Here is a 13,277-nt window from a genome sequence, read left to right on the forward strand (position 1 = left end):
CGGGTCCGTCGTCGGTCAGCATGTGCCAGACGCCTTCGGAGTTATAACGCCCACGCGTGTCCTGGGCGACAAACACGTAGCCATGGGTAGCGTAGTAGGCGCCCATCAACTTGGAACCGGCTTTGTTGTAGGGCAACCGTGACAAGATGACCGGTAACGCCTCGTCCACCGGTAGGTCCGCAACAGCGGGCCGGTAGACGTCGGTTGCCAATCGCACTCCGTCACGCATTGGAACCATCACGTCACGTTGGACAACATAGTCGGCCGCAGCACTGAAGGATCCGCTGGCGATCACCAGTGCGATCAAAAATGCCCAGCGAAATTGTCTTTGAGCTATCGCATTGAATAGAAACATGTCTTGCCACTTGCCAACCAACGAATCATTCGGGTGATTAATTCTATAGAGTATAGCTGATCGGAGGTGTGTTATGTTACCGCATGTGCCGTTTGAAGTTAGGTCGTTTTAGGTGCAGGCGACACAACGGCATAGAGCCGCATGGCGTAAATGTGGACTGCTAAACGTTTGATGTTTGCACAAGATTTTGGGAGCGAGTCTATGTTCCGGCAAGTTCCTCAGTCACCTCTCCCGGCGAAGCAGGGAGAGGTCGAACGGGCCCTTCAGGCCTCGTTCGGGTGAGGGCCGACCGCGCAACTTAGCGTGCAGTGGAACTCAACTTGCTCGGTCGCCCTCACCCGAGCATCGCTGAAAGCTCTGCTCGACCTCTCCCAAACTGCGTTCGGGAGAGGTGACAGTACGCTGGCGCCACGTCGGATCTTATTTCAGCAGTCTCGAGGTGGGTGGCGACGTGGCGGAAACATTGAGCAACTCGAAAACACACGTCGCTACGAAAATCGATAAGGAATCTGACCGGACGGTGCGAATCATCTTCACTGACTCGCACTTGCCGTTTCGTTCTGCCGTTGTCGCAATCGCTTGCCAAGGTATTTCGCCGTCTCGTGGGCAATCACATTGTATCCCGCCAAATTGGGGTGACGGTCGGAATACCACCCCGGCAAATCGCCGAGAATGGGATCGAGCTCGTTGTCCATCACTTCCACGCTGGGGCCGTGAACAAATGGCTGGACCAATGGATGATATTGAGCGGGGATTTTGGCAAGCGGGTAACGGCGATAGTTCAGCGAGTTCACGCCCTTGTTCAACTCTGCCGCGTAACGCGGGTAGATGTCAAAGACTTCCAGATTTTCTGTCGCGGCGGCTTGACGAACTAATTCGTTGATCTGTGTGCTCGCCTCTTCACTGGAAAACGGAATCACGGTCATCGGAACCAATTCGGCAGACGGATGATCGTGGCGTAACCGCTCGCACAACTCGGCAAAGTGTTTGGGAAAGTTCTCGGTAAAGTTTTCAATCTTTGCACGGTCATTCAAGCCATACCGAATGAAGATGTAATCGATTCCCGGCAATTTTGAGGCGTCGCGATCATAGCGGCCCGAATCGAGCAGTCGGCGAATCGTTTCACCCCCTTGGCTTGAATTGATGACATGACATGCGGGCAGCTCTGTATCCGCCGCCAGCAGTTGTTCCAGGACCGTTTCTAAATGAGGGCCTTCAGGCTTTAGTCGCCGCGGCACACTGCCCTCCGTGGTGCTGTCGCCGAGCAACAAAATTTGCAGCTTGCCCTCATGCTCGGCTTGAACACGAGACGGGGACGTAGTAATTGCGACAATGACAACGAGGAAACCAATGCGGGCGAAGAGGGGCTTCTGGTGGGATCGATTCATCGATGGTTTTCCTGTGTTAGACGTATCTATTTGCGTAGCGGAACTCGTCAAGAGTTTCGACTTGTTCGGCACTTCACTAAAGTCTTGACGACTTCGGCTACGGGGCCTCGCTGCCATTTACTGCTCGAACGTTGTTTAACTGATAATTTCGCTAACGACGCGTGCCGGTCGGCCTGCGGTGATGATTTGTTGTTGGTTGCGATGAGGAAAGGCGACTTGCTCGTAATCCAAACCGAACAGGTGCATCACGGTCGCTTGGAAATCGTTCGGAGTGACAATGTTCTCAACCGCGTGGTGCCCAAAATCGTCGGTGTTACCGAATGTCATACCGCCACGAACGCCGCCGCCGGCCATCCAAATGCTGAAACCTTGGCCATTGTGGTCGCGTCCCGCCTTTTCCGGCGACCCCTGTTCCTGCGTAACTGGCAGCCGGCCGATTTCGCCGCCCCAGTGAACGAGCGTCTCGTCCAGCATCCCGCGTTGACGCAGATCCGTAACCAAGGCCGCGACGGGTTGGTCGGTCTTTCGGCAAATCGATGCAAGTCCTGATTTCAGATTGCTGTGGTTGTCCCAAGGCTGATTGTGGTGAAACAGTTGTACAAAGCGAACGCCTCGCTCGACCAACCGCCTTGCCAATAAACAGCGGGTGCCATATTCGCGTGTCTCGGGTTGATCCAACCCGTACATCTTGTGTGTCGCCGCAGTCTCTTGTGAAATGTCTAACGCATCGCTGGCTGCGGTTTGCATCCGAGCCGCTAGCTCGTAGCTGGCGATCCTTGCCTCGAGGTCCGATTCGCCTGGATGCGACTCCAAGTGTTGGCGGTTGAGTGTTTGCAAGAAGTCCAGGTTTTGACGTTGGAATTCGCCCGACAGATGCGTTGGGGGTTGCAGATTAAAGATTCGCGGCTCTTTCGGACGCAGCACTGTTCCTTGGAACATCGAAGGCATAAATCCATTGCTCCAATTGGTCGCTCCGTCAACGGGATGACCTCCGGGATCGGCTAACACCATAAACGCAGGCAAGTCTTGTGATTCGCTGCCGAGTGCATACGTCAACCACGACCCGAACGTCGGACGCCCCAACACCGCCGGAATGCCTCCGTGGAAGTAGCGAATGTTGACTTCATGTCCGTTCGCCCCGGTACGCATGCTGCGAATCAAGCAGATGTCGTCAACGACACCCGCCGTGTGCGGTAGCAATTCGGACAGCTCCGTTCCACATTGGCCATGAGGCTTAAATTGGTACGGGCTACCGAGCAGTTTTTTGCTAGCTTCGTTGACAAACGAAAACTGAATGTCGCCTGAATAATCAGTCCCGTCATATTTGCTGAGCTCGGGCTTTGGATCGGTCAGATCCATATGTGAAGGCCCGCCGTGCTGGAACAGCGAGATCATCGCCTTGGCACGCGGCGCAAAGTGAGGCGAGCGAGGAAGCATGTCGTTATGCGGCAGCTCCTTTAACACCGGAGGTTTTGCCGACGCATTTTCCTGAGTCAACATCCATTGCAACGCCAGTGCCCCCACACCCATCCCGGTGTGCTGCAGGAATTGACGCCGCGAATTGGTGGGAGGGTGGGGATTCATGATGGGCCGATACTTGTAATCATTCGATGTAAATGAATTCGTTGGAATTGAGCAGCATTTGACACACATTAACGAGCACTTGTTTCGCAGGGGTGCTTCCCTGCATGACGCCTTGGCGATCGTTTGCCATCCGTGCGAGTTGGTCGCCCACAAATGCGAGCGTCATGTGAAGTTCATCCTCGCTCGGCGAGCGCGACAATATGATTTCCCAGGCCGCAATAATCTGCGCCGGTAGACGCGATAAATCGTCGGCGGGACCGTGGAAATCAGCGACGGAATCATAGATCACCGCCTCTCCGCTGGATGGTGTGAATGTCACTTTCGCCCCCCAGTTGAACGAGTCCGACGTTTCATGTGCGATGCAGTCGACGACGAGATCGATAGGGTCGCCCTTCTGCACGGCGATCGCTGCGACTGGGGTGGCGGCTGAACTGTGAAACGCGTTCCAAGTCCCCAGTTGTCCGGTTTTAGCAAAGACGCGTCCGCGAACTCCATCTCCGTTTTCGCTGCTATGTTGCAGTGTTCCCGAAATACTGACCCGTCCATCGGCCGGTGCAACCCAGCGGCGAATCGCCGGGTATGTCGGATTGCCTGGATGACCACCATGAGCGGTCAAAAGCACCCAACCGACCGTCGGGTCGGGGACGTTCACACCGCCTTGCCACTGTGAGCCTGTGAAATGTGCGAGCGGATGAAACTCACGAAGTATCCCCGCAGTGTCATCGACCACCCCGGTGCCGTACGTCCACGTCGGTGGCGGCAAATCGGGCAACCATGACGCGAGTGCCGGGATGTCGGCTTCTCGTGCGGGCTTCCCTTTAGAATGGTTCACCGAATCGTCGGCAATCGCTCGCTCGGCAACCTTGTTTGCTTGTTCTAAAACAAATTCGCCGTTCAGCATCATCAACGATTGCGGGGCCGCGGTAGACACGGTTCTCGCATCGCAGTTGACACTCATCACTGGGGCATCAAACGTTTGCAGCATGCCCACCGGTTGGCTGCGGCGGACTTGTACATAGACACTGCGCCGCGGTTGCTGTGCGTTGACACGAACTTGCCCGGTTTCATCCTCAGCGATGGCGACCGGAGGACCAAACGGTTTCAAGTCAAGCGTGCCAGACACGGTTAGAATCGAATCACGGAGGATCTCGGCGTCCACACGTTGCAATGATTTTCGCCAATAGAAATGGTTTTCGGCATCGATTGCTTCGCGGGCTGGATCACGGAAAGTGGATTGACGCCAAGCAGTCGACGTCAAAATTTGGCGATGCAAATGTTTCAGACTCCAACCGTGCTCGACAAAGTCGCTGGCTAACCAATCAAGCAACTGCAGGTTCGACGGATCATCACCGAGACGTCCAAAATCGCCAGGGGTCGACACGATGCCGCGACCAAAGTGGTGCATCCAAATTCGATTGACGATCGCGCGTGCGGTCAATGGATTGCTGCGGTCCGTCAACCATTGCGAGAATGCGAGTCGACGGCCGGTGGTGGGCAAGTTCGGATCGTCGATGGGGAACTCGACTCGCGTTCCTTCCGCTGCTGTAACGGTGAGCGCCGCAGGACGAATTTCCTGTTTCGGTTGATTGAAGTCGCCACGATGAAACAGATGCGTCACCGGAACATGATTCGCGGGTTCAACTAACGCATGAACGAATTCCTCTTTGGGCTTCTTGGCACGCATTTCGGCGATCTTGGCATCGTAGCTTTTCAGTTCTTCGGCGGCTTTCGGACGGTATTGGTACAGCACACCGGGGGTGACGTTGATCTGAGGATGGCTGGCGAGCAATTTGGTTTGCTCCGCAGTCCGTTGGGCCGCCGTTGTTTCATAAGCCGTCCGCAACTCGGTGCGTAATGGTTCTTCGAATTTCAATAGTTCTTCGTCGAATACCTGTTTGATAAATGCCGTCTGCTTCTCTTTTTTCTCAGCCGCTACTGCCTGGACCTCGACTTCGATCGCTGCGGCTTTGGCACGATCTTTTTCGGTCGAGAGCGAGACCAAGCGTTGGGCGGGCGGCTTCCAAGCTTGCCAATCCAAGGCCGGTTCAAAGACGGCACGCAGTGCAAAGTAGTCGGCGTGCGAAATCGGATCGTAGCGGTGGTCATGGCACTGAGCACACTGCACGCTCGACCCAAGCAGCGTGCTGCTAATGATCTGCAGTGTGTCGGCAATGGTTTTGTTGCGAGCTTCAGGGCTGTTGTCGCCACTTCCCGTGCCATCGGCTGCCATCCGTAAAAATCCGGTGGCCGTCAATAGTTCGATTTGATGTTCCGTCCAATCGCCATCGGCAGGTCCGGCAAGTTCATCTCCGGCGATCTGTTCCGTAATAAATCGATCAAACGGTTTATCGTCGTTCAAAGATCGGATCACATAATCACGATAACGCCACGCCCAATCACGACCGCTGTCGCCGACCGTATAGCCGTCGCTGTCGGCGTACCCGGCCGCATCCAACCAATGCCGAGCCCACCGCTCGCCGTAGTGAGGCGATCGCAGCAGTTCATCGACCAATTGTTCGTACCAATCCACATCAGGGCAATGCAACCATCGATCGACTTGAGACTTGGTCGCTGGCAATCCGATCAAGTCGTTATACAGACGCTGGATGAGCGTGAATCGATCGGCATCGGGTGAAAGCGTGAGTCCCGATGGCATCGCGGCAACCAGCAATGCGTCGATCGGCGTGCGGACGCTGCCACTTGTTGGGGGGGCCGGAATCGGCGGCGGCGTGATCGGTTGATAGGCCCAATAGTTTCGTTCTTCTTCGGTGATCGGGATGCCCGGTTCGAGTTGCTCGGGTTCCGTGCGACGCGTCGCTGCCCCCTGGCGAATCCATTTCTCGAGGACCGCGATCTTGTCGTCCGATACACTCGCTTCGCCTGGTGGCATATCGCCATCGATGATTCGCTCGAACAATAAACTTGATTCGGGATCGCCCGGTACCAAAGCAGTACCCGAGTCGCCACCTGATGCAATGAAGTGAACAAGTCTCAAATCCAAACCGCCTTCGAGTTCTTCGGTTGCCCCGTGGCAATCGAAACAATATTCGCGCAGGATTGGGCGAATGTCAGTCTCGAAATAAATCTTCTCGTCGGCTTTTGTCGATCCGCCCGAGACCAGAAGGCCAATCACGAGCAGGAGGGACATTCGAGCGGCTACTGAACGATTCGGCAGCCAAGACGCCAGCCATGGAAACATGGTGAGATACCGATTCGATAAAGGTGGGAAGATGGAGGTGGGGCTGGCCGCTGTGCCGCTGCCAGTGGTTGCCATTGTGACGCGTTCCGCGGTGAATAGCAACAACATATCGCGTTTCGGTCGCGATCACGACTAAGAATCGAAGCGAAACTTGCGCCGGTTTGAATTCTACGTTATGGTAGCGATTTAGCAGGGAAAGCTAACGCTGGGCGGCTAAGGCTTTGGGCTTGTTGTGATATTTAGTTGCGCAAGTTTTCTGGCACCTCTCCCCCGACTTCGTCGGTGGAGAGGTAACTGCACTATCGGCCGAAAGAAAAACTCACGCCCAATATCCGATGACAACACCAAAGTTCTAGCAGCCCAAACTAACAGCCAAACGGCGAATAAGATTCCGCCCGATGATTTCTGCCTACCTGCACTAGGCGACGTCACGAGTCCACTTTTGAAAATCCTCGGGGTCAACATTGCGACCGCTCAGCACGACGACAATGTCTCCGTCACCCTCGAGAGCGACTTTCCCTGACAGCAATGCCGCGATGGTGCTTGCACCGGATGGTTCGCTGCGGAGCCCATGCTGGGTGTCGATCCACTTCATCGCTTGACACGTTTGGGGGTCGGTCACGCACACGGACGCGGTGACGTGCTCGCGAAGGATAGGCCAATTGTGCTCACCCACATCGTAGGACAACAATCCATCACAGATGCTGTCGGGATGATCGACTCGGACGCGTTTTCCGGCCGCTAGTGATTGAGCAAAGTCGTCGGCACCGGACGGTTCAACGCCAATGATCGCTGCATCCGGAAACTCGTCCGCGATTGCCAACGCGTGACCCGCCATCAACCCGCCACCGCTGACGGCACAAACGAAATGAGAAACTTCGCGTTCCTGTCGTTTTAATTCGTCCACGATTTCCAGACCGCCGACTCCGTTACCTGAGATCACGTCGTTGTCATCGTAGGGCGATGCTTGGATCGCTTGTTCGTTCTCGGCGATTTCCCGAGTCATACGGTCACGCTGGCCAGTTTGATGATCCGTTGACTTGTCATACGTTCGCACCTCGGCACCAAACGAGCGGGTACGAGCGAACTTGATTTCAGGTGCATCTTCGGGCATCACGATGATCACTCGTTTACCGAATGTCATTCCGGCAAACGCCAATCCCGAAGCGAAATTGCCAGAGGAATGAGCTGCGACGGGACGGTCACCGATCTGATCCAAATGCTGAGCCATCCAGTTGATTGCGCCGAGCAATTTGAACGATCCGACGGGCGTCCATCCATAATCCTTGACCCAAACCCGGCGACCGGATTGCAACCCGAGTTCCTTTTCTAACGCGTAGGAACGAATCAGCGGTGCAGGGGAAAGGTATTGGCGGATGACTTTTTCGGCGGCGCGAACTTCGGTGATTGTGGCTACGGCGGGCATGGCGGAGGGAGAGAGGGAGAGAGGGCGTTTTTAGGCGAAGAAGACTTTTTTAGCGGTTCCTTTCAGTAGCCACTGCTTGTCATTTGCGGACAGGAAATCGATGCGATCACGTATGAGTGCGATCGAGGCTTCGTAGGTATGGCCGTCTTCGACTTGAAAGGGACAATCGCTGGCCCACATTAATCGATCGGGACCAAAGTGCTCGGTGACCTGTTTGATCATCGGTATTAAATCGTCATAGGGAGCTTGCTTCTTGCCCAGTGCATAAAAGGCGGACGTTTTGACATACGTGTTGGGAAAACGTGCCAGTCGACAGAGTTGGTCGAGCGAATCTTGCTCGATCTTGCCACTGACTCCGATCCGAGCGAAGTGGTCAACGACGACCGTTGTCTCAGGAAATCGTTTGCACAAGGCATCAACGTATTGAATGTCGTCGGGATTGATCAGCGGACAGACGGCTAAACCTTCGTCCGCAGCAGTCCGCCATAGTTTCTGCATGCCGGGATCGTCGACCCAGTCCTTGGCATCACCTCTGGAATGCAAGCGAAATCCTCGCATGCCCTTTTCAGCGAGCGACTTCATTTGCTTGGCAAGATCAGGTCGCTGATGATCGATCAGTGCGACTCCAGAAAACACGCCAGGATTCGCGTTCATCACGTCCAGCATGTACGAATGGTCGTATTGGTAGAAGCTCATCTGAATCAAGACGACCCGCTCGACTCCCGCCGGTCGGCAATGGCTGAATAGCTGCTCGTCGGTAAAGCTTTTGGGAAGCATGTCCGATTTGGAAAAATCCGGACTGATCGGATATTTATCGGTGTCGGGTGTCCAGACATGAACGTGGGCGTCGATCCATCCCGGCGATGGTTTGGGTGAGGCCGCCTCGGCGGGTGAGGCAGCGTAGGTTTGCATCGCGGTTGCGGTCGCGGCAGTGGCAATCACGCCACCGACAAAGCGACGTCGAGACAGCTTGATGGATGGATCGTTTTTCAATTTCGTATCCTGATGTCGTGTGTTACTTGAATTCGGTTAGGAACCGTCGATAGATCTCCGCAGCCTGAATGACTTGGCTGCACTCAATGTACTCGACCGCCGCATGGGCTTGGTCGATGCTTCCGGGGCCCAAAATCATGCTGGGGATGCCAATCGCCCCGAACTTGCTGGCGTCACTACAAAACGGCACTCCGATCAAGGCCGAGTCCATTCCCATGTCGCGAAGTACATTTGCCATCGTTTGCACCGCAGGCGAATCGGCATCCGTTTCCAGCGGCCGGTCGCTCAGCATCGGTGGGTGCATGACCACATCCATTCCCGGATGTTCGGCCGCGACCGAATCGATCAGTTGTTGATAATGGGCCAAGACGGTTTCGCGTGTTTCGCCAGGCAGCAGTCGGCGATCAATCTCGATCTCGCAGCGGTCGGGTACGAAATTGATTTGCACGCCACCACGAATGATGCCGATGTTGCACGTTGCCGGTCCGAGCAACGGATGAGTGTCCTGGGACAACCGAAGCGTGTCTTTTTGAATCGCTGTGATCACGTGAGCCATGTGCTCGATCGCGTTGACGCCAAGATGCGGCTTTGCCGAGTGAGCTGCCTTACCGCGTGTTTCGATCTTCCAGCGAACGAGTCCCTTGCTGGCAATCACCGGCATCAAATCCGTTGGCTCGGCGATAATGGCGGCTTCAGCCGTCCAGGGATTTCGAGGTGATGTTTCTTGTTTCAAAATCTGCGGATCGACTGGACCCGCTTCAAGCGAGTCGCACAGCGCAACGACGCCTCGATACGAGAACTCTTCGTCGATGGTGGCAGCGAAAAGCACATCGCACTCCGGCGTGATCCCGTCGGCTGCAAGACTGGCCACGGCGTGCATCATCGCGGCCATTCCGCCCTTGGTGTCACATGCACCTCGTCCGTACATCTTGCCGTCTCGGATTTCCGGGTTCCACGGATCAATCGTCATGCCGATCGTCGAGACGGTGTCCATATGGGCCTCGAGCACAATTCGCCGCTGCGGATCGCGACCGGGGACGCGAGCGATGACATTCGGTCGATCGGGGTAAACGAGTTGCCGCCACGTTTCGATACCTCGTGTGGCAAAAAAATGTTCCACGAAATCAGCCATCTCGGCTTCGGGAACGCCCGCTTCGTAATTTGGATTGACGCTGTTGATCCGCACCAAGTCCGCGAGCGTCTCGAGCACCGGGTGAGTGTCCCGTTCGTTCTCACACACGTTTCCTTCACTCATGGTTTGTCTCCGGCGAGGTTTGTTTTCTTCGAACCGTCTTGTCGCCACTGGATCTCTTCGATCGGGCCGACGATAAACAGATAGGCGGCAATACCAAATGCCATCACGATCGCGGCCACGTAAAACGCCGTTTGATAGGATCCCGTTTGCTCGACCGACCAACCCGCGACTAGCGGCGAAACCACACCGCCCATGTTGCCAACACAGTTCTGGATGCCTGTCCAGCTTCCCGCGGCAGGACCAGCCAATGTTTGCGTCATCGCCCAAACGTTGGCGGTAAACATTCCGAGTGCACAACAACCGCCAGTAATCAACGCGATGCAAACGGTGGCTGAAGCAGTTCGTGACGCGGCGATCAGCAATACCGCTGCGATGGCAAGCCCGCCAAGGGAGATCGATTTCCGAGCGAACGTGGCCGAGCTGCCTCGTTGAATCAACCGATCGGCTGCCCAGCCCCAGAACACCGAGGACGCTGCCATTGCCAAAAACGGAAGTGCTGCCGAAACCGCGGTCTCTTTCAAATTCAGATGATGGACGTCCATCAAATAGGATGGCAACCACGTCAGTAAAAAGTACCAAACGTAGCCGAGCGAAAACATGCCCAGCGAGGTTCCCCACACCGCACGGTGCAGTCCGACTTGAACGAGTGAAGGACGATTCATTTTCGGTGTTGGCTCGTCAACGCGGTGGTCGTGCCGCGGGCGTGACGGAACATATTTGATCCAAGGCAACAACCAAAAGATGCTGCCGATGCCGAGGGCGATGAACAACGCACGCCAACCAAATTGATCGACCAACAGACCACCGGCCAGGATGCTGAGTGCGGGACCAATTTTGGTGCCCGCGTCAATCAAGGCATTGGCGGTGCCACGTTTATGCTCGGGGAAGTTTTCGACGATCAGTCGCGAAATTGCGGGATAGGCGGCACTTTCGCCCAGTCCTAGCAGTAAGCGGGCCGCCAGTAGTGCGGTGAAACCGCCGACAAATCCGGTCAAGGCAGTTGCGATGGTCCAAATCAAATAGCCGCCCGCGTACACCCATTTCACATCGTACCGATCGACCAACCATCCGGCCGGCAACTGCAATAGCGCGTATGACCAGAAGAACACTGACAGCAACAGTCCCTTCTGAGTCGGCGTCAACGAGAACTCAAGTTCAATCGCGGGAATTGCAACCGATAACGCTCCTCGATCAATGTAGTTGACCAAAATCGATATGACTAACAACGTTAACAGCACCCAGCGACTGCGACTGAGCACGGCGGACGAATCGATGCGATTGATGTGAGTGTCGATAGGGATTTCCAATGCGGGAGGGGATGTGGGATATGCTTCTAGCCTGTCGTCGGTTAGGGAGCGGGCTGGATGCTTGGGTTAGTATCAAAACCGCATGACAGGCTGGAAGCCTATCCCACTTTTAAGCGAACAGGTCGTGGACGACGTTGCCAGCGACATCGGTTAACCGGAAATCACGGCCAGCATGACGATAGGTTAGCCGTTTGTGATCGAGTCCTAGCAGATGCAATATCGTGGCATGCAGGTCATGGATATGAACTTTGTTCTCGGTGGCGTAGTAGCCGTATTCGTCGGTGGCACCGTATTGGATTCCGGTTTTAACCCCCGCCCCTGCCATCCACATCGTGAAACCTTCGGGGTTATGGTCGCGTCCGTCGTTTCCAGCGCCTTGGCACGTCGGTGTGCGGCCAAATTCGCCACCCCACACCAGCAGTGTGTCTTTGAGCAGCCCACGAGATTTCAAATCTTTCAGCAGTCCTGCGATCGGCAGATCGACTTCGGCCGCGTTCTGCGTGTGTCCTTTGCGAAGATTGCCGTGTTGATCCCACTGGACTTCGGTATTGCTGTGCGTGATTTGCACAAACCGCACGCCACGTTCGACGAACCGTCGTGCCATTAAACATTGGCGTCCAAAATCGGCAGTCGTTTCATTGTCGATTCCGTACAACTTGTGTGTCGCTGCGGTTTCAGCAGCGAGATCCAACGCCTCAGGCATTTCGGTCTGCATACGAAAAGCCAACTCGAACGATTTAATGCGAGCTTCGAGTGCCGAGTCGGGGCCGGTGGTCTCCAGAAATTCTCGGTTCAGCGACTGAGTCAGATCGAGTTGCATCCGTTGTGCCTCGAGTGACATTCGTGCGTTCTTGACGAACTTTACTCTCGCTTGGTCCGACGGTTGGCTGGCGTTGCCGATTGGGGTCCCAGCGACACTTGCGGGAAGAAACGCTGACCCCCAATTCTTGGTGCCGCCATGGGCAAGCGTGGGACAAATTGTAATGAATCCCGGCAAATTCTCGTTCTCAGTGCCCAGCCCATAGGTGACCCAGGATCCCATGCTCGGACGCACAAATACGTCGCTGCCGGTGTGCAGCTTCATGCTCGCGCCGCCGTGCGCAGGGTTGGTGCCATGCAGCGAATTGATGATGCACAGGTCGTCGACACACTCGGCGACGTGGGGGAACAGCTCGCTGACAGCGATGCCACTTTCACCGTAGCGTTGGAACTTCCAGGGCGATCCCAACAGGTTACTCGTCGGTGCAAATTGAACCCGCGGCTTTTCGAACGGCAACGGTTTGCCGTCGTCTTTTTGCAGTTGTGGTTTGTAGTCGAACGTATCCATGTGCGACGGGCCCCCTTTCATGAACAGAAAGATGACTCGTTTCGCTCGCGGCGGAAAATGAGGCAGATGCAGATCGGATTGGCGAGCCGTCGTATTGGAGGCACGCGTTTCGTCGGCCAACAGGGATGCCAACGCGAGCGAACCAAATCCCGCCGCGGTCGTTCGCAAGAGATGTCGTCGTGATAGGTTTGACATGTGGGGTAGGCTTCTAATGTGGGATAGGCTTCTAGCCTGTCATTCGAGTACGTAGCATAGGCTTCTAGCCTGTGAGCTAAAGTTTCGTCTGTTTCGTGAGCCGACGGCGCTAGCCGCGGGCGCCGTAAGTTCGCTTTCAAAGGCCCGCGGCTAACGCTGTCGGCTCAGTTTTGCACCGTTAAAATCGGTGTAACTTCATGGTTTTGGGACATTGGTTTGTACGTCTCGTATCAATTGTCGTTGGTTGA

General features: G+C 55.4%; 9 protein-coding genes and 1 pseudogene. All 10 read right to left on the reverse strand.

The features are described 5' to 3' along the window. The coding region (locus ABX962_RS16325; RefSeq protein WP_372721116.1) for a CocE/NonD family hydrolase at positions 1 to 376 on the reverse strand (376 nt) is incomplete at its 3' end. Between the two features lie 512 nt (positions 377 to 888). Continuing rightward, positions 889 to 1,743, reverse strand: coding sequence for an SGNH/GDSL hydrolase family protein (locus ABX962_RS16330; protein WP_372721117.1), 855 nt, complete (start codon positions 1,741 to 1,743; stop codon positions 889 to 891). 135 nt (positions 1,744 to 1,878) lie between these two features. After that, positions 1,879 to 3,273 carry a DUF1501 domain-containing protein gene (locus ABX962_RS16335; RefSeq protein WP_372721124.1) on the reverse strand — a complete coding sequence of 465 codons (1,395 nt, stop codon included), beginning with the start codon at positions 3,271 to 3,273 and terminating at the stop codon, positions 1,879 to 1,881. Then, positions 3,250 to 3,396: pseudogene (locus ABX962_RS16340) on the reverse strand (twin-arginine translocation signal domain-containing protein); the annotation flags it as partial. The pseudogene ABX962_RS16340 and the gene ABX962_RS16335, both read right to left, overlap by 24 nt. Continuing rightward, positions 3,347 to 6,475, reverse strand: a complete 3,129-nt coding sequence (locus ABX962_RS16345) for a PSD1 and planctomycete cytochrome C domain-containing protein (RefSeq protein ID WP_372721118.1) — start codon at positions 6,473 to 6,475, stop codon at positions 3,347 to 3,349. The gene ABX962_RS16345 and the pseudogene ABX962_RS16340, both read right to left, overlap by 50 nt. Before the next feature lie 469 nt (positions 6,476 to 6,944). After that, positions 6,945 to 7,952, reverse strand: coding sequence for a threonine/serine dehydratase (locus tag ABX962_RS16350; RefSeq protein ID WP_372721119.1), 1,008 nt, complete (start codon positions 7,950 to 7,952; stop codon positions 6,945 to 6,947). Positions 7,953 to 7,982: 30 nt separating this feature from the next. Then, entirely contained in the window at positions 7,983 to 8,945 is a 963-nt protein-coding gene (locus tag ABX962_RS16355; protein WP_372721120.1) for an amidohydrolase, read from the reverse strand. A 22-nt stretch (positions 8,946 to 8,967) separates the two neighbouring features. Then, entirely contained in the window at positions 8,968 to 10,200 is a 1,233-nt protein-coding gene (locus tag ABX962_RS16360) for a M20 family metallopeptidase (protein WP_372721121.1), read from the reverse strand. Beyond that, entirely contained in the window at positions 10,197 to 11,507 is a 1,311-nt protein-coding gene (locus ABX962_RS16365) for an MFS transporter (protein ID WP_372721122.1), read from the reverse strand. Before ABX962_RS16365 ends, ABX962_RS16360 begins: the two co-directional genes overlap by 4 nt. A 109-nt stretch (positions 11,508 to 11,616) precedes the next feature. After that, complete coding sequence (locus ABX962_RS16370; protein WP_372721123.1) at positions 11,617 to 13,029, reverse strand: DUF1501 domain-containing protein; 1,413 nt, start codon at positions 13,027 to 13,029, stop codon at positions 11,617 to 11,619. Positions 13,030 to 13,277 lie beyond the last annotated feature (248 nt).

This window comes from Novipirellula sp. (genome assembly GCF_041583735.1).
In the GTDB taxonomy this organism is placed as follows: domain Bacteria; phylum Planctomycetota; class Planctomycetia; order Pirellulales; family Pirellulaceae; genus Novipirellula.

Coding starts and splice junctions, on each gene's coding strand:
- ABX962_RS16345 (WP_372721118.1), bottom strand. CDS start 6,475: ATGTCCCTCCTGCTCGTGATTGGCCTTCTGGTCTCGGGCGGATCGACA.
- ABX962_RS16360 (WP_372721121.1), bottom strand. CDS start 10,200: ATGAGTGAAGGAAACGTGTGTGAGAACGAACGGGACACTCACCCGGTG.
- ABX962_RS16350 (WP_372721119.1), bottom strand. CDS start 7,952: ATGCCCGCCGTAGCCACAATCACCGAAGTTCGCGCCGCCGAAAAAGTC.
- ABX962_RS16335 (WP_372721124.1), bottom strand. CDS start 3,273: ATGGGTGTGGGGGCACTGGCGTTGCAATGGATGTTGACTCAGGAAAAT.
- ABX962_RS16370 (WP_372721123.1), bottom strand. CDS start 13,029: ATGTCAAACCTATCACGACGACATCTCTTGCGAACGACCGCGGCGGGA.
- ABX962_RS16330 (WP_372721117.1), bottom strand. CDS start 1,743: ATGAATCGATCCCACCAGAAGCCCCTCTTCGCCCGCATTGGTTTCCTC.